The 21170-nt window shown below is 68.2% G+C and carries 22 protein-coding genes, 1 tRNA gene and 1 pseudogene; 19 read left to right on the forward strand and 5 right to left on the reverse strand.

Annotation, left to right across the window (positions count from 1 at the left end; translation table 11 throughout):
* Window positions 1-112 precede the first annotated feature (112 nt).
* The 7 genes and pseudogenes from yegS to K6753_RS02330 form a co-directional block, all read left to right on the forward strand.
* Window positions 113-1030, forward strand: a pseudogene (gene yegS, locus K6753_RS02300) (lipid kinase YegS); the annotation flags it as partial.
* 244 nt (window positions 1031-1274) lie between these two features.
* Window positions 1275-2795, forward strand: coding sequence for an anthranilate synthase component I (gene trpE, locus K6753_RS02305; protein WP_223674558.1), 1521 nt, complete (start codon window positions 1275-1277; stop codon window positions 2793-2795).
* 1 nt (window position 2796) lies between these two features.
* Window positions 2797-3375: an anthranilate synthase component II gene (locus tag K6753_RS02310; RefSeq protein ID WP_223674559.1), complete on the forward strand. Its 579-nt coding sequence runs from the start codon at window positions 2797-2799 to the stop codon at window positions 3373-3375.
* A 244-nt stretch (window positions 3376-3619) separates the two neighbouring features.
* The gene (trpD, locus tag K6753_RS02315) at window positions 3620-4654 is read left to right on the forward strand and encodes an anthranilate phosphoribosyltransferase (RefSeq protein WP_223674560.1); all 1035 of its coding nucleotides are present in this window, start codon (window positions 3620-3622) and stop codon (window positions 4652-4654) included.
* Window positions 4651-5007 carry an antibiotic biosynthesis monooxygenase family protein gene (locus tag K6753_RS02320; RefSeq protein ID WP_223674561.1) on the forward strand — a complete coding sequence of 119 codons (357 nt, stop codon included), beginning with the start codon at window positions 4651-4653 and terminating at the stop codon, window positions 5005-5007. Before trpD ends, K6753_RS02320 begins: the two co-directional genes overlap by 4 nt.
* A gap of 103 nt (window positions 5008-5110) precedes the next feature.
* Window positions 5111-5902 carry an indole-3-glycerol phosphate synthase TrpC gene (gene trpC / locus K6753_RS02325; RefSeq protein ID WP_223674562.1) on the forward strand — a complete coding sequence of 264 codons (792 nt, stop codon included), beginning with the start codon at window positions 5111-5113 and terminating at the stop codon, window positions 5900-5902.
* An 80-nt stretch (window positions 5903-5982) separates the two neighbouring features.
* Window positions 5983-6738, forward strand: coding sequence for a haloacid dehalogenase-like hydrolase (locus tag K6753_RS02330; protein ID WP_223674563.1), 756 nt, complete (start codon window positions 5983-5985; stop codon window positions 6736-6738).
* A 192-nt stretch (window positions 6739-6930) separates the two neighbouring features.
* Here the strand turns inward: K6753_RS02330 and K6753_RS02335 are convergent, their stop codons facing one another.
* Complete coding sequence (locus K6753_RS02335) at window positions 6931-7398, reverse strand: GNAT family N-acetyltransferase (protein WP_223674564.1); 468 nt, start codon at window positions 7396-7398, stop codon at window positions 6931-6933.
* Window positions 7398-8087, reverse strand: a complete 690-nt coding sequence (gene crp, locus K6753_RS02340) for a cAMP-activated global transcriptional regulator CRP (protein ID WP_425492041.1) — start codon at window positions 8085-8087, stop codon at window positions 7398-7400. The genes K6753_RS02335 and crp overlap by 1 nt, the downstream gene beginning before the upstream one ends.
* Before the next feature lie 159 nt (window positions 8088-8246).
* On the opposite strand from crp, the gene speD reads away from it, so the two are divergent.
* Window positions 8247-9038 (forward strand): adenosylmethionine decarboxylase, encoded by a 792-nt coding sequence (speD, locus tag K6753_RS02345; RefSeq protein WP_223674565.1) that lies wholly within the window; start codon window positions 8247-8249, stop codon window positions 9036-9038.
* Window positions 9039-9311: 273 nt separating this feature from the next.
* Here the strand turns inward: speD and coq7 are convergent, their stop codons facing one another.
* Together coq7 and K6753_RS02355 are read right to left on the reverse strand one after the other, a co-directional pair.
* Window positions 9312-9953, reverse strand: coding sequence for a 2-polyprenyl-3-methyl-6-methoxy-1,4-benzoquinone monooxygenase (coq7, locus tag K6753_RS02350; RefSeq protein WP_223674566.1), 642 nt, complete (start codon window positions 9951-9953; stop codon window positions 9312-9314).
* 25 nt (window positions 9954-9978) lie between these two features.
* Complete coding sequence (locus K6753_RS02355; RefSeq protein ID WP_223674567.1) at window positions 9979-11181, reverse strand: (Fe-S)-binding protein; 1203 nt, start codon at window positions 11179-11181, stop codon at window positions 9979-9981.
* A gap of 181 nt (window positions 11182-11362) precedes the next feature.
* Here K6753_RS02355 and rplM point away from each other — a divergent pair, with 181 nt between their 5' ends.
* The 5 genes from rplM (at window position 11363) to maiA (ending at window position 14251) form a co-directional block, all read left to right on the forward strand.
* On the forward strand, window positions 11363-11791 hold the full coding sequence (gene rplM / locus K6753_RS02360) for a 50S ribosomal protein L13 (protein ID WP_223674568.1): 429 nt from the start codon (window positions 11363-11365) through the stop codon (window positions 11789-11791).
* Between the two features lie 10 nt (window positions 11792-11801).
* Window positions 11802-12194, forward strand: coding sequence for a 30S ribosomal protein S9 (gene rpsI / locus K6753_RS02365; RefSeq protein ID WP_223674569.1), 393 nt, complete (start codon window positions 11802-11804; stop codon window positions 12192-12194).
* 78 nt (window positions 12195-12272) lie between these two features.
* Window positions 12273-12347 (forward strand) — tRNA-Gln (locus K6753_RS02370).
* 159 nt (window positions 12348-12506) lie between these two features.
* The gene (locus K6753_RS02375) at window positions 12507-13493 is read left to right on the forward strand and encodes a fumarylacetoacetate hydrolase family protein (protein WP_223674570.1); all 987 of its coding nucleotides are present in this window, start codon (window positions 12507-12509) and stop codon (window positions 13491-13493) included.
* A 101-nt stretch (window positions 13494-13594) separates the two neighbouring features.
* Window positions 13595-14251: a maleylacetoacetate isomerase gene (gene maiA / locus K6753_RS02380; protein ID WP_223674571.1), complete on the forward strand. Its 657-nt coding sequence runs from the start codon at window positions 13595-13597 to the stop codon at window positions 14249-14251.
* A gap of 93 nt (window positions 14252-14344) precedes the next feature.
* Here maiA and K6753_RS02385 read toward each other — a convergent pair whose 3' ends face one another.
* Window positions 14345-15454, reverse strand: coding sequence for a PilT/PilU family type 4a pilus ATPase (locus K6753_RS02385; RefSeq protein WP_223674572.1), 1110 nt, complete (start codon window positions 15452-15454; stop codon window positions 14345-14347).
* 175 nt (window positions 15455-15629) lie between these two features.
* On the opposite strand from K6753_RS02385, the gene K6753_RS02390 reads away from it, so the two are divergent.
* From K6753_RS02390 to K6753_RS02415, 6 genes are all read left to right on the forward strand, one after another.
* The gene (locus tag K6753_RS02390; protein ID WP_223674573.1) at window positions 15630-15929 is read left to right on the forward strand and encodes a DUF4398 domain-containing protein; all 300 of its coding nucleotides are present in this window, start codon (window positions 15630-15632) and stop codon (window positions 15927-15929) included.
* Window positions 15926-16867 carry an OmpA family protein gene (locus tag K6753_RS02395; protein WP_223674574.1) on the forward strand — a complete coding sequence of 314 codons (942 nt, stop codon included), beginning with the start codon at window positions 15926-15928 and terminating at the stop codon, window positions 16865-16867. Before K6753_RS02390 ends, K6753_RS02395 begins: the two co-directional genes overlap by 4 nt.
* A 368-nt stretch (window positions 16868-17235) precedes the next feature.
* Window positions 17236-17451: an HP1242/YdcH family protein gene (locus K6753_RS02400; protein WP_223674575.1), complete on the forward strand. Its 216-nt coding sequence runs from the start codon at window positions 17236-17238 to the stop codon at window positions 17449-17451.
* Window positions 17452-17653: 202 nt separating this feature from the next.
* Window positions 17654-19030, forward strand: coding sequence for a pyridoxal-phosphate dependent enzyme (locus tag K6753_RS02405; RefSeq protein ID WP_223674576.1), 1377 nt, complete (start codon window positions 17654-17656; stop codon window positions 19028-19030).
* Window positions 19031-19170: 140 nt separating this feature from the next.
* A complete protein-coding gene (locus tag K6753_RS02410) occupies window positions 19171-20355 on the forward strand; it encodes a cystathionine gamma-synthase (protein ID WP_223674577.1) in 1185 nt (394 codons plus the stop codon).
* Window positions 20352-21170 carry an ABC transporter permease gene (locus tag K6753_RS02415; RefSeq protein WP_223674578.1) on the forward strand — a complete coding sequence of 273 codons (819 nt, stop codon included), beginning with the start codon at window positions 20352-20354 and terminating at the stop codon, window positions 21168-21170. The genes K6753_RS02410 and K6753_RS02415 overlap by 4 nt, the downstream gene beginning before the upstream one ends.

A 21170-nucleotide genomic window follows, 5' to 3' on the forward strand; every position in this document is an offset into this window, starting at 1 on the left:
TGACACCGGCGTGTCGCACGCATGTCGCTACCGGGCCGGCCGGGCGCGGGCTTCACGGCCGCTTGGCGCCGCGTTGCTAGCCTGCCGCACCGCCCCCGCAAGCGCCCGTCCGATGTCCAGCCACTGGTGCCTGATCCTCAACGGCAAATCCGCCGGCGACGAACCGCTGCGCGAGGCCGTGCTCGACCTGCGCCGCAGCGGCATCCGCATCGACGTGCGGGTGACGTGGGAAGGCGGCGACGCCGCGCGCCATGTCGAGGAAGCCCTCGCCAATCGCGTGGATACTGTGGTGGCCGCGGGCGGCGACGGCACGCTGAGCGAAGTCGCCACCGCACTGGCGGGGCAGGACGCCGATGCCAGCGGGTTGCCCGCGCTGGCCCTGGTGCCGATGGGCACCGCCAACGATTTCGCCACCGCCGCGGAGCTGCCGCTGGAACCGGCGGAGGCCCTCGACCTCGTCCGCCGCACCGCGCCGCAGCCGATCGACCTGCTGTGCATCGACACCGAAGGGGCCCGCCACTGGTGCGCCAACCTCGCCAGCGGCGGCTTCGGCACGCAGGTCACGGTGGAAACCGACGAGGGGCTGAAGAAGATGCTCGGCGGGCTGGCCTACCTCATCACCGGCATCGCCAAGCTGGGCCGGATCGAGCCCATCGCCGCCCGCGTATCGGGCCCGGAGTTCGCCTGGGAGGGCGGCTTCATCGCGCTGGGCGCCGGCAACGGGCGCCAGGCCGGTGGCGGGCAGGTGCTGTGCCCGGACGCGGTGATCGACGACGACCTGCTGGACCTCACCATCGTTCCGGAACTGGAAGGCGAAGTCGGCGCCACCGTCGGTGCGCTGCTGACCGAAGGCAAGCAGGGCGCCCTCGACCGCGTCGCCGTGCGCAGGCAGTTGCCGTGGGTGGAGATCGAAGGCGCCGAGCCGTTCGTGCTGAACCTGGACGGCGAGCCGGTGGAGGCGCGGCGCTTCCGCATCGACTGCGTCGCCTCGCGCCTGCGCATGCACCTGCCGCCGGGATGCCCGCTGCTGCGCGTGCCGGGCAATCCGTTGCCGCTGGGGGCGGGCGACGCGGCCGGCCCCGAACCGGACGGCGAGTCCGCTCCGGCGCTTGGCCCGCTTCCCGCCTAGGCCTGCATCCGCGCGGCGAAGCGGCTAAAGTAGCGCCCCATGAACCTCTGGGCGACCCTTCATTCCTGCGGTGCCGACACGGGTTGGCGATGGTGGCCGATGCCCGCCGCCGTCCACGCCCCGTCGCATTCCCAGGAAGTGCCGCATGCCGTCGCCCCACACGCTCACCGCCGAGCAGTTCCAGCAGCAGGCCGCTGAAGGCCACACCCGCATCCCGGTCGTCCGCGAGGTCTTTTCCGACCTCGACACCCCGCTCTCGGTCTACCTGAAGCTGGCCGACGGCCCGCACACCTACCTGTTCGAATCCGTCGAAGGCGGCGAGCGTTTCGGCCGCTACTCGATCATCGGCCTGCCGGCGCGTCGCGTGTACGCCTTTGCCGGCCACACGCTGGTGGTCAGCGAGCACGGCGAGTTGGTCGAGGCGCGCGAGGTCGCCGACCCGTTCGCCGAGGTCGAACGACTGCGCGCCGCGCACCGCGTGCCGAAGATCGACGGCCTGCCCGGCTTCACCGGCGGGCTGGTGGGCTGGTTCGGCTTCGAATGCATCGGCTACATCGAGCCGCGCCTGGCCGGCCCGGGCCCCGATGGCGAGACCAAGCCGGATGAGCTGGGCACGCCCGAGATCCTGCTGATGCTCAGCGAAGAAGTCGCGGTGTTCGACAACCTCAAGGGCCGCCTCTACCTCATCGTCCACGCCGACCCGTCCGAGCCGCAGGCGTTCGCGCGCGCCAACCGCCGCCTCGACCAGCTGGTGCACCGGCTGCGCACCAGCGGCGCAACGTATCCCGACACACTCGACGGCGCGGCGCTGGACGAGTCGCACTTCGTCTCCGGCTTCACCCGCGAGGGCTTCATCGACGCGGTGGAGAAGTCCAAGGACTACATCCGCGCCGGCGACGTGTTCCAGGTGGTGCTGAGCCAGCGCCTGAGCGTGCCGTTCAAGGCGCGCCCGGTGGATGTCTACCGCGCCCTTCGCGCGCTCAACCCGTCGCCGTACATGTACTTCCTGGACGTCGGCGAGATGCAGGTGGTCGGCTCCTCGCCGGAGATCCTGGTGCGGCTGGAAGGCATGGGCACCGATGCGCCGACCGTCACCGTGCGCCCCATCGCCGGCACCCGCCCGCGGGGCGAGACGCCGGAAGCCGACGCCGCGCTGGAGGTCGAGCTGCTGGCCGACCCCAAGGAACGCGCCGAGCACCTGATGCTGATCGACCTGGGCCGCAACGACGTCGGCCGCGTCAGCGAGGCAGGCACCGTGGAGGTCGGCGAGCAGTTCGTGATCGAGCGCTACAGCCACGTCATGCACATCGTGAGCGAGGTCACCGGCACGCTGAAGGCCGGCATGAGCTACGCCGACGTGCTGCGCGCCACGTTCCCGGCCGGCACCGTCAGCGGTGCGCCCAAGATCCGCGCGCTCGAGGTCATCCGCGAGCTGGAACCGATCAAGCGGAATGTCTACGCCGGCAGCATCGGCTACATCGGCTGGCACGGCGATGCCGACACCGCCATCGCCATCCGTACCGCCGTCATCCAGGACGGACGCCTGCACGTGCAGGCCGGCGCCGGCATCGTCTACGACTCCGATCCGGAAAAGGAGTGGGACGAGACCATGAACAAGGGGCGCGCGCTGTTCCGCGCGGTGGCCGAAGCGGCGAGGGGATTGTGACGTGCTGTTGATGATCGACAACTACGACAGCTTCACCTTCAACCTCGTGCAGTACCTGCAGGTGTTGGGAGCCGAGGTGGAGGTGGTGCGTAACGATGCGCTGTCGGTGGCGCAGATCGCCGCCATGGCGCCCGAGCGCATCGTGATCTCGCCTGGGCCGTGCACGCCCAACGAGGCGGGCGTGTCGGTCGACGTGATCCGCGCGCTGGGCGCCATCACACCGATCCTGGGCGTGTGCCTGGGCCACCAGAGCCTGGGGCAGGCGTTCGGCGGCGACGTCGTGCGCGCCAAGTCGATCATGCACGGCAAGACCTCGCGCATCCGCCACGAGGGCCGCGGCGTCTTCGCCGGGCTGCCCGACCGCTACGAGGCGACGCGCTACCACTCGCTGGTGGTGGCGCGCGATACGCTGCCCGGGTGCCTCGAGATCACCGCCTGGACCGAGGATGCGCACGGCGGCTTCGACGAGATCATGGGCCTGCGCCATCGCGAGTTTCCGCTGGAAGGCGTGCAGTTCCACCCCGAATCCATCCTTACCGAACACGGCCACGCGCTGCTGAAGAACTTCCTGGAGCGTTGAGCCAGCCATGTCCTTTGTAGGAGCGGCTTCAGCCGCGATCTTTTGATCTTGCTTACGTTTTTTGTAGGAGCGACGTGAGTCGCGATCACGCTAACCGGATAGCGGCGCGGTCAACGATTTCCGGTCGCGACTTACGTCGCTCCTACACACATCAAGAAAAGATTGGATCGCGGCTGAAGCCGCTCCTACAGGCACGGACGCTTCGACTCAGCAGCACATCGCCATCCGCACACCGGGACACGCCATGCCCTTCACCCCGCAAGAAGCCCTCCAGCGCCTGATCGAGCATCGCGAGATCTTCCACGACGAGATGATGGACCTGATGCGGATGATCATCCGCGGCCAGATCTCGCCGCCGCTGACGGCGGCGATCCTTACCGGCCTGCGGGTCAAGAAGGAAACCATCGGCGAGATCGCCGGCGCGGCCACGGTGCTGCGCGAGTTCTCGCGCCCGGTCGAGGTCGCCGACCGCCGCCACCTGGTCGACATCGTCGGCACCGGCGGCGACGGCGCGCACACCTTCAACATCTCCACTGCCAGCATGTTCGTGATCGCCGCGGCCGGCGCCAAGGTTGCCAAGCACGGCAACCGCAGCGTGTCGTCCAAGTCCGGCAGCGCCGACGTGCTGGAGGTGCTGGGCGCGGCCATCGACCTGCAGCCCGAGCAGGTGTCGCAGTGCATCGCGCGCACCGGCATCGGCTTCATGTTCGCGCCGGTGCACCACCCGGCGATGAAGGCAGTGGCACCGATCCGCGGCGAAATGGGCGTGCGCACGATCTTCAACATCCTCGGTCCGCTGACCAACCCGGCCGACGCACCGGCGATCCTGATGGGCGTGTTCCACCCCGACCTCGTCGGCATCCAGGTGCGCGTGCTGCAGGAGCTGGGCGCGCAGCGTGCGCTGGTGGTGTGGGGCCGCGACGGCATGGACGAGCTGTCGCTGGGCGCGGGCTCCCTGGTCGGCGAACTGCGCAACGGCGTGGTGCGCGAATACGAGGTGCATCCCGAGGACTTCGGCATCGCCATGGCCGCCAGCCGCAACCTGCGCGTGGCCGATGCCATCGAATCGCGCACGATGGTGCTGCAGGCGCTGGACAACCAGCGCGGGCTGCCGCGCGAGATCGTGGTCTTCAACGCCGGCGCGGCGCTGTACGTGGCCGGCGTCGCCGACAGCATCAGCGACGGCATCGAGCGCGCCCGTGCGGCGATCGCCTCGGGCCAGGCGCGCGAGAAGCTCGACCAGTTCGTTGCGGTGACCAAGGAGCTGGCGGCGGCATGAGCGGGCCGTTCGCCAGGCTGCCGCAGCCGCCGTACTACGCGGTGGTGTTCAGCTCGCAACGCAATGCGGACGACGACGCCGGTTACGGCCAGGCCGCGGCGCGCATGGTGGAGCTTGCCGCCCGCCAACCCGGGTTCCTCGGGGTGGAATCCAGCCGCGATGCGGACGGGTTCGGCATCACCGTCAGCTACTGGACCGACGAGGCCGCCATCCAGGCATGGAAGCGCCAAGCCGACCACGCGATGACGCGCGCGTACGGCCGCACCCACTGGTACGAGCATTTCGAGCTGCGCGTGGCGCGGGTCGAACGTGCGTACGGCAAGGCGGCGCCATCGGAGCCATCCCCGCAATGACCGCCGGCGCGATGGTGCACCTTGCCGGCTCCAATCCGGCACCGTGGGTTGCGCGCCGCCACCCACGCATTCCGACTCCACCCCTTTACTCGACCGGTACCGCATGAGCGACATCCTCACCACCATCCTGGCCCGCAAGCGCGAAGAGATCGACCAGCGCAGCCGCGTGCGCTCGCTGGACGACCTGCGTGCCCGCGTGGCCTCGCAGCCGCCCACGCGCGGGTTCGCGGCGGCCATCGACCGCAAGCTCGCCGCGGGCAATGCCGCGGTGATCGCCGAGGTGAAGAAGGCCAGCCCGTCCAAGGGCGTGATCCGGCCCGACTTCCATCCTGCCGAGATCGCCCGCAGCTACGAGGCCGGCGGCGCGGCCTGCCTGTCGGTGCTGACGGACGTGGATTTCTTCCAGGGCAGCAACCTGTACCTGGCCGCGGCGCGCAACGCCTGCACCCTGCCGGTGATCCGCAAGGACTTCGTCATCGACCCCTACCAGGTGTACGAGGCACGGATGATCGGCGCCGATGCCATCCTGCTGATCGTCGCTGCGCTGGAGGACGGCCCGATGATCGAGATGGCCAACCTCGCGAACGAGCTGGGCATGGACGTGCTGGTGGAAGTGCACGACATCGACGAGCTGGAACGCGCGCTACAGACCGACTGCCAGCTGGTCGGCGTCAACAACCGCAACCTGCGCACGTTTGAGGTCTCGCTCGACACCACGCTGGAGCTCAAGGGCGCAGTGCCGCCGGACCGCACGCTGGTCACCGAAAGCGGCATCGCCTCGGCCGCCGATGTCGCGCGGATGCGCGAAGCCGGGGTGCACACGTTCCTGGTCGGCGAGTCGTTCATGCGCGAGCGCGACCCGGGCGCGGCGCTGGCGCGGATGTTCGCCGCGTAGGTTCGTGCGCCCATTCGCGCGCGTTTCCACCGCCGCACTGTTTCGTCACAATCGCCCCAACGCATCGAACCGAATCCCGCATGAGTGAAGCCGGCCCCCGATACCCCGCCGCCCGCGCCGGCGCACCGCTGGTGGTGTTCGATTTCGACCACACGCTGTACGACGGCGACTCAGGCGGCCACCTTTTCAAGTGGCTCATCCTGCGGGCGTGGTGGCGCCGGTTGTTGGCGTTGCTGGTCGCTCCGATTGCCGGGCCGATGGTCGCGTTCCTGCCAACGCGGCGTCGCGGGATATCGGCATTCGTGTGGGTCGGGACGATCGGCTTCCACCGCCGTCGCGACCTCGATGCGCTCATCGACCGCTACGTCGAAGCCCACATGGCGCAGATCCGCGGGCGCCTGCTGCCCATCGCCCTGGAGGTGCTGCACCGCCACCGCGAAGCGGGCGACCGGGTGGTGATCGCCACCGGCGCGCCGCCCGAGTTGGCACGCGCGATCCTGGCGTTCGTCGCGCACGAGGACGTGCCCGTCGTCGGCACGCAGGTCGGACCGCGCCTGGGCGCGGTGGTCGCCACCCGGCACTGCCACCACGAGATGAAGATGACGATGCTGCGCGAGGCCGGCTACACCGGGCCGATTGCCACCGCCTACACCGACAGCAGCGCCGACCTGCCGCTGTTGAAGGCGGCGCAGCGGCCCGTCGTCGTCAATCCGAAGGAAGGCAGCGTGGCGATGTTCCAGCGCGTGCTGCCGGCGGACACGCCGATCCTCAACTGGGGATGTCCCGGGCGCGCGGGCGAACCCGTCGCCATGCCGGCCGCAGCGCAGCAGCCGTAACACGCATCTGTAGGAGCGGCTTCAGCCGCGATCACAGCCACATGGCGAGCCGATGTAGGAGCGACGTAAGTCGCGACCGCGGCAGCTGGATGGCTGCGCAAAATCCGGCTTCAGGGTCGCGACTTACGTCGCTCCTACAGAAGGTGAAAAGGCATCGCGGCTGAAGCCGCTCCTACAAGAGCAGGGCGCCGCTCAATCGCCCAGCAGCTTCACGAACCGCTGCGAGTCGTCGCTGTACCCGCAGCCGCAATAGAACGCGCGCGCTTCTGTGCGTTGCGCGCCGCTGGTGACTTCGATGCGCGCCGCGCCGGTGCGCCGGGCGACGGCCTCGGCTTCGCGCAGCAGGCGGCGTCCGACGCCCTGGCGGTGGCAGGTCGGGTCGACCACCAGCGCGGTGATGCGCGCCAGGTCCGCGCCGTTGGCGATCATGTAGAGGGTATGCAGGGCGACCAGGCCGCAGACATGGCCGTCGCGCTCGGCCAGCAGCAGCTGCTGGCGCGGGTCGGAAATGGCGACAAGGATGCGCTCGGCGGCCTCGTCACGCGTGCACGGATACCCCAGAGCCTCGAGCAACGGTGCCACGTCGGCGGCATCGCCTACGGCCGCCGTGCGGACGGTGGTCTGGAGCTGGCCATCGTCGAGGGTGGCCAGCCGTCCCATCAGCGGGTCCCGTACAGGACGACGGTCTTGCCGCGGGCGTGCAGCTTGCCGTCGGCTTCCAGCTTCTTGAGCACGCGACCGGCCATCTCGCGCGAGCAGCCCACCAGGCGCGACAGCTCCTGGCGCGACACGCGCAACTGGGTGCCGTCGGGGTGGCTCATCGCCTCGGGCTCCTTCGCCAGGTCGTGCAGGGCGCGGACGATGCGGTCGGTCACGTCCAGGAAGGCCAGGCGCCCGGCCTTGCGGCTGGTGTCGAGCAGGCGACGGGAGATCTGCGCGCCGATCGCGTACAGCAGCTTGGGCGCGTCCATCGACAGCCGGCCCAGCAGCAGGTCGTAGAAGCGCTCGTGGCCGATCTCCGCCAGCTCGCAGGCGACGCGGGTGCGCAGGATGACCTCGCGCCGGTCGTTCTCGATGAACAGACCCAGCTCGCCGACGAACTCGCCCGGGCCGAAGTAGCCCAGCACCAGCTCTCGGCCGTCGTCCTCCTCGGCAATGATGCTGACCGAGCCGGACACCACGTAGTACAGGGTGCTGGCCGGATCGCCCGGTCGGAACACGTCGGTGCGCGACGGGTAGCGGCGGCGGTGGCTGTGCGCGAGGAAGCGCTCGATGACCGAGGCATCCGGCATCAACGGGCTATGGGTGCGGCGCAGGGCAGTCAAATGGGCAACCGAGGTGGCGGACATGGGCGATGGGCTGGTGTGATCGGCCGAGCTTAGGGCCAAGCGACGTGCGGGGGCAAATGCTGACGCAAACCGCCACGGCGCGGATCCGGGTCCGTTTCACCCCGGGGGCCTAATGCCCCATAATTGCCGATTCCACTGCCAGATCCGGGATCCCCCACCGTGGTCAAACCGCTGCCGCGCCTGAGGTTGCAAGGCTTCAACAACCTCACCAAGGCCCTCTCGTTCAATATCTACGATGTCAGCTTCGCCGCCTCCGAAGAGGAGCGGCAGCGCTACATCGAGTACATCGACGAGGAATACAACGCCGACCGGTTGACCCAGATCCTCACGGATGTGGCCGACATCATCGGTGCCAACATCCTCAACATCGCGCGCCAGGACTACGATCCGCAGGGCGCGTCGGTGACGATCCTCATCTCCGAGGAGCCGGTGGTCGACAAGCGCGACGCCAAGGGCGTGATCTCCGACGCCGTGGTCGCGCACATGGACAAGTCGCACATCACGGTGCACACGTACCCGGAGACGCACCCGGACAACGGCATCGCGACCTTCCGCGCCGACATCGACGTGGCCACCTGCGGCGTGATCTCGCCGCTGAAGGCGCTGAACTACCTGATCGAGAGCCTGGAGTCCGACATCGTGGTGATGGACTACCGCGTGCGCGGGTTCACCCGCGACGTGAAAGGCAAGAAGCACTACATCGACCACAAGATCAATTCGATCCAGGATTACCTGGCCAAGAACATCAAGTCGCGCTACGAGATGCTCGACGTCAACGTCTACCAGGAAAACATCTACCACACGAAGATGCACCTGAAGGACTTCGACCTGGACCGCTACCTGTTCGAGGAAAAGGCGCGCAACCTGTCGTTCAAGGAGCGCATGAAGATCGAGGCGCGGCTGAAGCGCGAGATCGAGGAGCTGTACCACGGGCGCAACCTGGCGGATTGACCGCCGGCTCGACCCAGTCGTATTGCGGAAAAGGCCGGCATTGCCGGCCTTTTTCATGTCGCGGGTTCACGTCCCGCGGGGATACGCAAGCTCTTGTAGGAGCGGCTTCAGCCGCGATGCCCTGTCCCCCGCAATCCGAACCTTTCTGTATTTGTAGGAGCGACGTCAGTCGCCACAGCAGCTCCGGCCGGACACGCATCGCGACTTACGTCGCTCCTACAGGTGGGGCATCGCGGCTGAAGCCGCTCCTACAGATGCCTGAGGCGCGTTGAGTCAGAGCCGGTACGCCACCGACTTCATCAGCTTCGATGCCGCAGCCATCAACGTCGGCACCGGCATCGGCAGGATGCGCGCGCCGGCCTGTTCGGCGGCATCGGCGTGGCGGGCCTCGTCGGCCTTCATCACCTGCAGGATGGCGCGGCTGCGCGCATCGGCCTGCGGCAGCGACTGCAGGTGCTCGTCGATATGGGCTTCGACCTGGCGTTCGGTTTCCACCACGAATCCGAGGTTCCAGCCGTCACCGCGCAACCCCGCCAGCGCGCCGATCGCATAGCTGCCCGCGTACCAGAGCGGGTTGAGCAGGCTGGGGCGGCTGTCGAGTTCGCGCAGGCGGTCCGCGCACCAGGCCAGGTGGTCGGTCTCTTCCTGCGCGGCGGCCAGCAGGTGCTCGCGCGTGGCGCCGTCGCGGGCGACCGCGGCCTGCCCGCAATACAGCGCCTGGGCGCAGACCTCGCCGACGTGGTTGATGCGCATGAGCCCAGCCGCGTGCCGGCGCTCGTCGTCGTCCAGCACGATGTCGGCGTGTTCCTGCGCGGGGTTGGGGCGCTCCGCTGCGGGTGCGCCTGCCACGGTGTCCATCGCGCGTTGCAGGTCGGACAGCAGGCGGTCGAGCGGGGAAAGTGAGCGTGCGTTCATGGCGTGCAAGTGTAGGCGGGCGACCTTACGCCGGCGTGGAGGCCGCCAGGCGCGAGGCGAGGAACTCCAGCGGATGTTGCACCGGCGCCGTGGTCGCACCCGCGAGGTGCAGCCGGCAACCGATGTTGGCGCTGAGCAGCAGCGTGGCGCCGCTGTCCTCGAACTGATGGACCAGCGGGGCGCGGTGTTCGGCCGCGCGGTCGCGGTCCAGCAGCATGTTCAACCCGGCCGCGCCACAGCAGCCGGTGCCCGCGTCGAGCTCGACCACCTCCAGCCCCGGCACGCGCGCCAGCAGGCTGCGTAGGGCGGCAACCGAGTGGACCACGTTGCGCTGCGTGCAGGGCAGGTGCAGCGCCACCTTCATCCGGGTCGGCTGGAACTCGAGCGCGGACGTGCGGCTGGCCAGCCACGCAATCGCATCGATGGTCTCGGCTTCGCCCGCCAGCGCATGCGCGACGGACTCATGGCAGCCACTGGCCAGGGTCAGCACGGTGCCCTGGTCCGCGAATGCCTGCCGGTTGAGCGCCGCGAGGGCGTCGGCCTTGGCGCGGTTGCCACCGTGGGCATGCAGCGCGCCGCAACAGGTCTGGCCGGCCGGTTCGTGCACGGTGCTGCCAGTCGCGGCGCACAGGGCGGCGACGGCGTCGCGCAGCCCGCGTTCGTACGGGCGCGCAACGCAGCCGCTGAAGATCGAAATCGAGGATTCCGAAGCGGAGGGCATCGGCACCGGGGCCGGCGCTGGAGTCGGCGTGCGATTTCCGGGCGAAGGAGGCGGGGGCAAGCCGCGTCGCAACGCCTCCGGGACCCGCCGGTACATCGACAGCAGCATCCCGAGCATCCGGGGTCGCGCGGCAACGCCTTCCATCAAGCGTTGCAGCCACCCGGGCGCACGCCGCTCGCGTTGGCGGCTGCGGGCTTCCACCAGCAGTGCCCCGTATTCAACGCCCGCCGGGCATACCGATTCGCAGGCCCGGCAGCCGAGGCAGTGATCGAGGTGGGCGTCGCCGGCCGGGGTCGGGGCGAGGGTGCCCTGGGCGATATGCCGTACCCACGCGATTCGGCCGCGGGGCGACTCCGCCTCCAGCCGGTCCACGGCATAGGTGGGGCAGCTGGGCAGGCACAGGCCGCACTGCACGCAGCGGTCGGCCAGCGCCAGCAGCGGGTCGGCAGGGCGCGGCGCGGGGCCCGCACCGGCGGGGGGCGCTGCTGGGTGCGGGCGGGCGGACATGGCCGGCGATGCTACACCGGGCGGCGGCGCCCGGACCCGCGTCCACAGGGGGTGGGTTGCGGCAGGGCAGGCGGGCCGGTATCATTCCGCCTCTTTCGTCCCCCGCTTCAACAACGCGAGGCAAAGTTCCGCCGGCGCAACGCCGCGCGCAACCCGCCCGACCAGGTAACCGCATACCGTCATGAAGACTTTCACCGCCAAGAACGAGACCGTCCAGCGTGACTGGTACGTGGTCGATGCCGAAGGCAAGACCCTCGGCCGCCTCTGCGCCGAGCTCGCCCGCCGCCTGCGTGGCAAGCACAAGCCCGTCTACACGCCGCACGTCGACACCGGCGATTACATCGTCGTGATCAACGCCGAGAAGATCGTGGTCACGGGCAAGAAGCTGACCGACAAGAAGTACCACCGTTTCACGGGGTACATCGGCAACCTCAAGACCGAGACCCTGGGCCAGGCGCTTGAGCGCCACCCCGAGCGCGTCATCGAGACCGGCGTGAAGGGCATGCTGCCCAAGAATCCGCTCGGTCGCGCGATGTACCGCAAGCTCAAGGTCTACAAGGGCTCCGAGCATCCGCATTCCGCCCAGCAGCCGCAGCCGCTGGACTTCTAAGGTACCGATCATGGCAATCCAGCAGAATTACGGCACCGGCCGCCGCAAGTCCTCCACCGCCCGCGTGTACCTGCGCAAGGGCGATGGCAAGATCACCGTCAACCAGCGTCCGATCGATGAGTTCTTCGGTCGCGAGACCGCGCGCATGATCGTGCGCCAGCCGCTCGAGCTGACCCAGTCGACCGACAAGTTCGACGTCAACGTCACCGTCGCCGGCGGCGGCACCACCGGCCAGGCCGGTGCGATCCGCCTGGGCATCGCCCGCGCGCTGGTGGAGTACGACGAGTCGCTGAAGTCCGAGCTGCGCAAGGCCGGCTTCATGACCCGCGACGCCCGCGAGGTCGAGCGCAAGAAGGTCGGCCTGCACAAGGCCCGCCGCGCCACCCAGTTCTCCAAGCGCTAATCGCGCTTGGGGCGCTCCTCGGCGGCATCCGCTCCAGATGGTGCGAATGCCGGGCAGAGGCGCTAAAATCAGCTCCATAGCCCCGTCGCCAAGCGGTAAGGCACCTGACTCTGACTCAGGCATTCGGAGGTTCGAATCCTTCCGGGGCTGCCAGATCCAAACGAAGAACCCGCCCACGTGGCGGGTTTTTTGTTGCCTGTCTCCCGGTGATCGCCATGTCGGAGGCGGGTTTCCTCGCGCGGTCGCGACTCCCACGGTCAACCGTTACACTTGAAACCATCGCGCAACGCGCAGTCACATCGAGGTCCCCCCATGAAGCTTGGCTCCCTCAAGGAAGGCGGCCGCGACGGCACGCTGATCGTCGTCTCCCGCGACCTGACGCGCGCCGTGCGCGCCACCGGCATCGCCGACACGCTGCAGCGCGCGCTGGAGGACTGGTCCAACACCGCGCCGCGGTTGAACGCGCTCTCCGATGCGCTCAATGCCGGCAGCGCCGAGGGTGCCTTCGACGTCGACATGGCCCAGCTGGCCTCGCCGCTGCCGCGCGCGTACGAGTTCGTCGACGGCAGCGCCTACCTGCCGCACGTCGAGCGCGTGCGCCGTGCCCGCGGCGCCGAGGTGCCCGAGAGCTTCTACACCGATCCGCTGATGTACCAGGCCGTCAGCGCCGGCTTCTATGGTCCGCGCGATCCGGTGCGCGTGCCCAGCGAGGAGTACGGCATCGACCTGGAGGCCGAGATCGTGGTCGTCACCGACGACGTGCCGATGGCGGTGAGCCCCGAGCAGGCCGCCGGCCACATCCAGCTGGTCGGTCTGGTCAATGATGTCAGCCTGCGCAACCTGATCCCCGGCGAGCTCGCCAAGGGCTTCGGTTTCCTGCAGTCCAAGCCGCGCTCGGCCTTGAGCCCGGTGTTCGTGACGCCCGACGAGCTCGGCGGTGCGTGGAAGGGCAGCAAGCTGCACCGGCCGCTGCTCACCCACATCAACGGTGAATGGTTCGGTGCGCCGGAAGCGGGCGTCGACATGCAGTTCGACTTCGGCCAGCTCGTCGCCCATGCCGCCAGGACGCGTCCGCTGTCGGCCGGCACGATCGTAGGCTCGGGCACCGTGGCCAACGAGGACACCTCGCTGGGCGCCTCGTGTTTCGCCGAGCGACGCACGGTGGAAACGCTGGAGCACGGCAAGCCGAGCACGCCGTTCATGAAGTTCGGCGACACCGTCCGCATCGAGATGCTGGACGAGGCGGGCGCGTCGATCTTCGGTGCGATCGAGCAGCGCATCGAGCGCGCCGACGCCTGACCGGCGGAGCCGCAGCGCCGGCGGATGGTCCGCTTCCGGCCGCCGGCGCCGTTTATCTTGGATGGCCGCGTCGAGCGGGCCTGGGGACTGGGGACCGACACGTGGCCGATCAACTTCAGCTGTATTCGTACTGGCGTTCGAGCGCGGCCTACCGCGTGCGCATCGGGCTGAACCTCAAGGGACTGCCGTACGACACCATTCCGGTGCACCTGGTGCGCGACGGCGGCCAGCAGCACACGCCGGAGTTCCGCGAGGCCAACCCGCAGGGACTGGTGCCGGTGCTCAAGCACGGCAGCCGCGTGATGCGGCAGTCGCTGGCGATCCTGGAATACCTCGACGAAACTTGGCCGTCCCCGGCATTGCTGCCGCCGTTGAGCCGCGACCGCGAGCGGGTGCGCTCGCTGGCGCTCACCATTGCGTGCGACATCCATCCGCTCAACAATCTGCGGGTGTTGCAGTACTTCGAGAACACCTGGCACGTGCCCCAGCCCGAGCGCGAGGACTGGGTCAAGTATTGGGTCGCCGAAGGCTTCGCGGCGATCGAGGCCCTGCTGGTCGACCACCCGTCCACCGGCCGCTTCTGCGAGGGCGACACGCCGTCGATCGCCGATTGCTGCCTGGTGCCGCAGGTCTACAACGCGCGGCGCTTCGGCGTTTCGATGGATGCCTATCCGACGATCGCGCGCATCGAGGCCGAGTGCCTGGCGATGGACGAGTTCGATGCGGCACGCCCCGAACGGCAGCCTGACGCGCCGTAGTGGGGCCAACACGCGGGCAGCCCGCGCGAACGCCGGTGCTGCAAAGAACAAGGGCCGCAATGCGGCCCTTTTCCGTATCGGAAGCGATGCCGGTTACGGCTCGGACTGGAACACGTCCGCATACGGGTCGTGCTCGCCGGTGCCGCCTTCCGACAGCCTGAACTTCAGCGCCAGGCCGTCACGCGAGTCGGCGGCCTTCAGCGCTTCCTCCATTTCGATCTTGCCTTCCTTGTAGAGGCGGAACAGGCACTGGTCGAAGGTTTCCATGCCTTCCTCCAGCGACTCCTCCATCGCCTGCTTGATCTCGTGCACCTGGCCGCGGCGCATCAGGTCGCGGATGTGCGGGGTGTTGATCAGCACTTCGGCCGCGGGGATGCGACGCCCGTCCACGCCCACGACCAGGCGCTGGCTGACCACCGCCTTGAGGTTGAGCGCGAGGTTCATCAGCACGTTCTTGTGCGCGTTCTCGTTGAAGAAGTTGAGGATGCGCTCCAGCGTCTGGTCGGCGTTGTTGGAGTGCAGCGTCGCCAGGCACAGGTGGCCGGTCTCGGCGAAGGCGATTGCCGCCTCCATCGTGGTCGCATCCAGGATCTCGCCGATCAGGATGACGTCCGGTGCCTCGCGCATCGCGTTCTTCAGCGCGTTGTGGAAGGCGTGGGTGTCGAGCCCGACCTCGCGCTGGTTGACGATCGACTTCTTGTGCTTGTGCAGGTACTCGATCGGGTCCTCGATGGTGAGGATGTGCCCAGGGATGTTGCTGTTGCGGTGGTCGATCATCGACGCCAGCGTGGTCGACTTGCCCGAGCCGGTGGAGCCGACGATCAGCACCAGCCCGCGCGGGGCCATGATGATGTCCTTGAGCACCTGCGGCAGCTGCAGCTCCTCGATCGACGGGATCACGCTGCGGATGGCGCGGATCACCATGCCGACCTCGCCACGCTGCTTGAAGACGTTGACGCGGAAGCGGCCGGCGCCCTCCAGGGCGAGTGCCATGTTCAGCTCCAGGTCGCGCTCGAACAGCGGCACCTGGCCCTCGTCCATCAGCGAGTAGGCGATCTTCTTGACCATGCCCGGCGGCAGGCCGGTGTTGCCCAGGGGGTACAGCTTGCCCTCGACCTTGATGTACACCGGCGCCCCGGTGGTCAGGAACATGTCCGACGCGTTCTTCTCCGTCATCAGCTTCAGGAAATAGCCGATGTCCATGCACAACCCCCTCATTGACGGCGACGTACCGTTGCCAGCGCGCCGCCGGCCTGCCCAAAATGGCCGCGCGAAAACCCCATCCGACACGGCACCCCTAATGAACTCAAGCTTCGCACACTTTCGTTGGCCGGCGCTTGCGCTGGTGCTCGTTCTGGCGCTTGCGTCCTGCGCCTCGATGCCGCCGCCCACGGCCGAGCTGGGCGCGGCCCAGCAGGCCGTCGTGCGTGCCGAAGGCGCAGACGCCGACCAGTACGCCTCGGCCGAAATCGCCACCGCACGCGAGGCGCTGCTGCGCGCCCAGTCAGCCATGGCTTCCGGGCGCGAGGACGATGCGCGCCGGCTGGCACTGGCGGCTTCGGCCGACGCCGACCTCGCCTACGTGCTGAGCCGTGACGCCGTGGCGCAGGCCGAACTGGCGCAGCGACGCGCCGAAGTCGAAACGCTTCAGCGCCGCCTGCAGGGAGGTGTCCAATGAACCGGATGACCCTGACGTTGGCGGTGGCCGTAGGTCTGGCCGCACTGGCCGCCCCGGTGGCCGCGCAGGACGCCGGTGCCGACCTGGCGCAACGGTTGACGGCACTGGAAGCCAACGCCGAATTCAGCGGCATGGCCGCCTACGAGCGCCTGCAGGCGCGCCAGTCGCTCGAAATGCTGGCCGCGGCGGGCAGCCGTGAGCGCGAGGGTGCCCGCTACGTGGCCGAGCGCCGCGTGCGCATTGCCGAGGTGGCCGCCGGCACTGCCGCCGCCCAGCGCGAAATCGACCGCCTCGACCGCGAGCGCGCCGAGCTGCTGATCGAAGCCAGCCGGCAGGACGCGGCCCAGGCGCGCGCCGAGGCCGAGCGCCTGCGCATGGAAGCACGTATCCAGGCCGAGGAGGCCGCGCGCCTGCGCGAACAGGCGATGTCGAGCGAAGAGGCGATGCAGGACGTCGAGGCGGCGCTGGAGGGCGTGGCCGGTGCCCAGAGCGCCCGGCTGCAGGCTGCGCGTGAACGCGAGGCAGCGCTGGCGCGCGAGGAGGCGGCATTGATGGCCGGAGGTGACCTGCCGCCGTCCAGCAAGCGCGGCAACAATGAGGTGTACACCCTCGGTGGCGATGCGTTCGGGTCGGGCCAGGCCACGCTCACCGCCGGTGCCGCTGCCAGCGTCCAAGCGCTGGCGGTCTACCTGCAGGCGGGCGGCAATGCGTCCATCCGCGTCGACGGCCATACCGACAGCCAAGGCCAGCCCGAGGCCAATCGCGCGCTGTCGCAACGCCGCGCCGATGCGGTGCGGCAGGCATTGATCGACGCGGGGGTGCCGGCTTCGCGCATCCGCGCGGTGGGCCACGGCGCCGACGAGCCGGTCGCCGACAACGGCACCGCCGAGGGCCGGGCCCGCAACCGGCGGGTCGAAGTGCTGGTCTCGGGCGGCTGAACCGGGCGGGCGCGAGGCTCGCCAGACGCGGTTTATGGGCCGCTTACCAAGCTGACTGCGGCGGCCCTCCCGCGGTTGAGCGGGTTTGCGCCGCCAGCGCTCGCCCGCCCGTCGGCGATGCGACCGGCTGCGCTTGTCGACCCGGGGATGCAGGAGTAGCGTCGAATACCCAGGTGGCTTCCAACCGCCTGGCGATGAGTCGAGCCGATGACCCAAGCGCCCCTGCAGCAGGACCTTGCCGACGTGCACCAGCGTCCGGCCGGCCTGTGCAACCCGGCCCCGGCCATCCGCCCGACAGCCCCTGCGATCCCCCCGCGACGCCCTGGCCCCTGGCCGGGGCGTTTGCATTCGTGCTGAAGGAGGCTTTCATGTTCGAAGAACAACCGCAGCCTGAAATCGACGCGCTGATCAAGGCCAACCCCGAATTCAAACAGCTCTACCAACGTCACCAGGTGCTCGACAAGAAGGTGATGGACGCCGAACTGGGCGTGCTGCCGATCGATGACCTCACCCTGGGGCAGATGAAGCGCGAGAAGCTGGCTGCGAAGGACCGCCTGGTCCGTTTGTACGACGCCCAGCACTGAGGCCTGACGTCGCGGCCCGGGCGGGGTACCTCGTCGGCCCTCCCGGATCGCGGCCCCGGAGCCGCCGCGGCTGCCATTCCCGGCAGCCGCGGCGGCAGTCCGGTTCCGTACATCGACGGCGGCCCGCAAGGCGCGCGGCCGCCCCCTCCCTTAGAATCCCCCGGCCTGCCGCGGCGTCCGCGGCGCTGCCGTTGTCCTGCGCATGCCTATTGCTTCCTCCGTACTCGACCTGATCGGCCAGACCCCGGTCGTCAAGGCCCGCCATCTCGATACCGGCCCCTGCGAGCTGTACTTCAAGCTCGAGTCGCAGAACCCCGGCGGGTCGATCAAGGACCGCATCGGCCTGAAGATGATCGAGGCGGCCGAGGCGCGCGGTGACATCAAGCCCGGCGACACGCTGGTGGAAGGCACCGCCGGCAACACCGGCATCGGCCTGGCGCTGGTCGCGCAGCAGAAGGGCTACAAGCTGGTGCTGGTGGTCCCGGACAAGATGAGCCGGGAAAAGATCTTCAACCTCAAGGCGATGGGCGCGCAGGTCGTTCTGACGCGCTCGGACGTGGCCAAGGGCCACCCTGATTACTACCAGGACATGGCCGAGCGGCTGGCGCACGAGACGCCCGGCGCCTACTTCATCAACCAGTTCGGCAACCCCGACAACCCGGCCGCACACGAGCACGGCACCGGCCCGGAGATCCTCGCGCAGATGGCCGAGGTCGGCGGCTTGGACGCGATCGTCTTCGGTTGTGGCAGCTCCGGCACCATGACCGGCCTCTCGCGCCATTTCGCCCAGCACTCGCCCCACACCGAACTGATCCTGGCCGATCCGGTCGGCTCGATCCTCACCGAGTACATCAACGAGGGCACGCTCAGCGACAAGTCCGCCAGCTGGATGGTGGAAGGCATCGGCGAGGACTTCCTGCCGTCGATTTCCGACTTCACCCGGGTGAAGAAGGCCTATGCCATCAGCGACAAGGAAAGCTTCCTGACCGCGCGCGAGCTGCTGGAGAAGGAAGGCATCCTCGGTGGCTCCTCGACCGGCACGCTGCTGGCGGCGGCGCTGCGGTATTGCCGCGAGCAGACCGAGGCGAAGAAGGTGCTCGTGTTCGTCTGCGACACCGGCAACAAGTACCTGTCGAAGATGTACAACGACTACTGGATGCTGGACAACGGCTTCCTGGAGCGCGAGCCCACCGGCGACCTGCGCGACCTGATCCTGCGCCCGTTCTCCCAGCGCGACACCGTGGTCGTGGCCCCGACCGACCTGCTGGTCACCGCCTACCAGCGCATGAAGCTCTACGACGTCAGCCAGCTGCCGGTGATGGACGGCGACCGGCTGGTCGGCATCGTCGACGAGTCGGATGTGTTGCTGCACGTCTACGGCGACGAGGACCGCTTCCGCGACCCGGTGTCCACCGCCATGGTGAGCAAGCTGGACAAGGTCGACGTGCGCGCCCCGATCGAGTCGCTGCTGCCGGTATTCGACCGCGGCCACGTGGCCATCGTCAGCGAGGGCGACCGCTTCCTCGGCCTGATCACCCGCATCGACCTGCTGAACTACCTGCGGCGGCGCGTCCAGTAGCCCGGGTAAGCGAAGCGCACCCGGGACTCCAGCCCACTTGGCCCTTCACCTTGTTCAGTTACAAGGTCCTGCCAAGGCGGGGTGGGCAGGCCCCGATGTTAGAATCCGCGACCGCGCATGGCCGCGGATGGAAGGATTTGATGAGCACTGACACCCCCCACGGCGGCCCCCACAAGCAGGGCCTTGGCACGCTGGCGATCCATGCCGGCCAGTCGCCGGACCCCAGCACCGGCGCCGTGATGACGCCGATCTATGCGACCTCGACCTACGTGCAGTCCAGCCCGGGCGAGCACCAGGGCTTCGAGTACTCGCGCAGCCACAACCCGACCCGCTTCGCCTACGAGCGCTGCGTGGCGGCGCTGGAAGGCGGCACCCGCGGGTTCGCGTTCGCGTCCGGGCTGGCGGCGACCTCGACGATCCTGGAGATGCTCGACACGGGCAGCCACGTGATCGCCATGGACGACGTCTACGGCGGCACCTACCGCCTGTTCGAGCGTGTGCGCCGCCGCAGCGCGGGTCTTGATTTCAGCTGGGTCGACCTGGCGGACGCGGCCGCGTTCGAAGCGGCGATCCGGCCCGAGACCAAGATGGTTTGGATCGAGACCCCGACCAACCCGCTGCTCAAGCTGGTCGACATCGCGCAGATCGCGGCGATCGCCCGCAAGCGCGGCCTCATCGTGGTGGTCGATAACACCTTCAGCTCGCCCATCCTGCAGCGCCCGCTGGAACACGGCGCGCACATCGTCATGCACTCGGCCACCAAGTACCTCAACGGGCACTCGGACATGGTCGGCGGCATGGTGGTCGTCGGCGACGCCGAACTGGCCGAGCAGATGGCGTTCCTGCAGAACTCCATCGGCGGCGTGCAGGGCCCGTTCGACAGCTTCCTCGCGCTGCGGGGCCTGAAGACCCTGCACCTGCGCATGAAGGCCCACTGCGAGAACGCCCAGGCCCTGGCCGAATGGCTGCAGGGCCACCCGGCGATCGAAAAGGTGATCTACCCCGGCCTGGCGTCCCACCCGCAGCACGAGCTCGCCAAGCGCCAGATGGACGGCTTCGGCGGCATGGTGTCGATCGTGCTCAAGGGCGGCCTCGACGCCGCCAAGCGCTTCTGCGAACGCACCGAGCTGTTCGCCCTGGCCGAATCACTCGGCGGCGTGGAAAGCCTGGTCAACCACCCGGCGATCATGACGCATGCGTCGGTGCCGGCCGAGCGGCGGGCGCAGTTGGGGCTGTCGGATGCGCTGGTGCGGCTGAGCGTGGGGGTGGAGGCGCTGGACGACCTGATGGCAGATGTGCGAACTGCAGTCGAAGGATGCGCATGAGCAATCTGCTAGGTGCGAGTCCTGCGGGTGATTCGTTCGTACGTGATCTGAGAGAAAGCGTTCGTCATCCGGAGTTTTGGGCGTTCTCAAGTTGGCTGGACGTTGTCTGTAAATACCGTCGCACGCGCCTGGGGCTCCTCTGGATGTTTCTTCCCATGGCCATATGGATCACGGTCTTGGGAAATTTCTATGCCGCCGTGATGGGCCATCCGAAAGAGGAGTATCTCCCTTATCTGGGTGTGGGCTATCTGTTGTGGCGCTACGTGGTGATGTGTACCAATGAAGCCGTAGGAGTCCTTAGGACCCACAAGCCCTTTATCCTTGATGGGCGCACACGGCTCACCGATTTTGTCCTTAGAACCATTGCCAAGGCCAGTCTCTATTTTGTAGTTGGAGCAGCGGTCATTGTAGTCGTGCTCTTGTGGTCTCCGGCAGTGAAGTGGGATTCGATGCTGACGGCTTTTCTCACCCTGCCAGTTTTTCTTGCGAATATGGTTTGGTGGGTGTTCGTGATGGCACTTTTTGGTGCGCGTTATCCCGACACAGGCGAGGCAATCGGCACGGTTCTAATCCTTGGATTTCTTCTTACGCCCATACTCTGGGTAGGTGAGCGGTTTCCCATCGATAGTGTCGGCGGAATCCTTGTGAGGTTGAATCCCGCTTTTCACTTGATCGAGCTTGTGCGAGCACCCATCCTCGGTCAAGCGGTTCCGGTATCGACCATCGTCTATCTCACCGTCTTGACGCTGGGTGGATGGCTGTTGGCTCTGGTGCTCTATCGTCGTTATGCACGCTTTGCACCGCTTTGGATATGA

The sequence above is a fragment of the Novilysobacter selenitireducens genome (assembly GCF_020026895.1).
GTDB classification, from domain to species: Bacteria; Pseudomonadota; Gammaproteobacteria; order Xanthomonadales; family Xanthomonadaceae; genus Lysobacter_C; species Lysobacter_C selenitireducens.

What these genes read in the sequence shown, in the direction of transcription:
- trpE (WP_223674558.1), top strand. Translation starts at nt 1,275, where the DNA reads ATGCCGTCGCCCCACACGCTCACCGCCGAGCAGTTCCAGCAGCAGGCC.
- trpD (WP_223674560.1), top strand. Translation starts at nt 3,620, where the DNA reads ATGCCCTTCACCCCGCAAGAAGCCCTCCAGCGCCTGATCGAGCATCGC.
- K6753_RS02320 (WP_223674561.1), top strand. Translation starts at nt 4,651, where the DNA reads ATGAGCGGGCCGTTCGCCAGGCTGCCGCAGCCGCCGTACTACGCGGTG.
- trpC (WP_223674562.1), top strand. Translation starts at nt 5,111, where the DNA reads ATGAGCGACATCCTCACCACCATCCTGGCCCGCAAGCGCGAAGAGATC.
- K6753_RS02330 (WP_223674563.1), top strand. Translation starts at nt 5,983, where the DNA reads ATGAGTGAAGCCGGCCCCCGATACCCCGCCGCCCGCGCCGGCGCACCG.
- K6753_RS02335 (WP_223674564.1), bottom strand. Translation starts at nt 7,398, where the DNA reads ATGGGACGGCTGGCCACCCTCGACGATGGCCAGCTCCAGACCACCGTC.
- crp (WP_425492041.1), bottom strand. Translation starts at nt 8,087, where the DNA reads ATGTCCGCCACCTCGGTTGCCCATTTGACTGCCCTGCGCCGCACCCAT.
- coq7 (WP_223674566.1), bottom strand. Translation starts at nt 9,953, where the DNA reads ATGAACGCACGCTCACTTTCCCCGCTCGACCGCCTGCTGTCCGACCTG.
- K6753_RS02355 (WP_223674567.1), bottom strand. Translation starts at nt 11,181, where the DNA reads ATGTCCGCCCGCCCGCACCCAGCAGCGCCCCCCGCCGGTGCGGGCCCC.
- rplM (WP_223674568.1), top strand. Translation starts at nt 11,363, where the DNA reads ATGAAGACTTTCACCGCCAAGAACGAGACCGTCCAGCGTGACTGGTAC.
- rpsI (WP_223674569.1), top strand. Translation starts at nt 11,802, where the DNA reads ATGGCAATCCAGCAGAATTACGGCACCGGCCGCCGCAAGTCCTCCACC.
- K6753_RS02375 (WP_223674570.1), top strand. Translation starts at nt 12,507, where the DNA reads ATGAAGCTTGGCTCCCTCAAGGAAGGCGGCCGCGACGGCACGCTGATC.
- K6753_RS02385 (WP_223674572.1), bottom strand. Translation starts at nt 15,454, where the DNA reads ATGGACATCGGCTATTTCCTGAAGCTGATGACGGAGAAGAACGCGTCG.
- K6753_RS02390 (WP_223674573.1), top strand. Translation starts at nt 15,630, where the DNA reads ATGCCGCCGCCCACGGCCGAGCTGGGCGCGGCCCAGCAGGCCGTCGTG.
- K6753_RS02395 (WP_223674574.1), top strand. Translation starts at nt 15,926, where the DNA reads ATGAACCGGATGACCCTGACGTTGGCGGTGGCCGTAGGTCTGGCCGCA.
- K6753_RS02400 (WP_223674575.1), top strand. Translation starts at nt 17,236, where the DNA reads ATGTTCGAAGAACAACCGCAGCCTGAAATCGACGCGCTGATCAAGGCC.
- K6753_RS02405 (WP_223674576.1), top strand. Translation starts at nt 17,654, where the DNA reads ATGCCTATTGCTTCCTCCGTACTCGACCTGATCGGCCAGACCCCGGTC.
- K6753_RS02410 (WP_223674577.1), top strand. Translation starts at nt 19,171, where the DNA reads ATGAGCACTGACACCCCCCACGGCGGCCCCCACAAGCAGGGCCTTGGC.
- K6753_RS02415 (WP_223674578.1), top strand. Translation starts at nt 20,352, where the DNA reads ATGAGCAATCTGCTAGGTGCGAGTCCTGCGGGTGATTCGTTCGTACGT.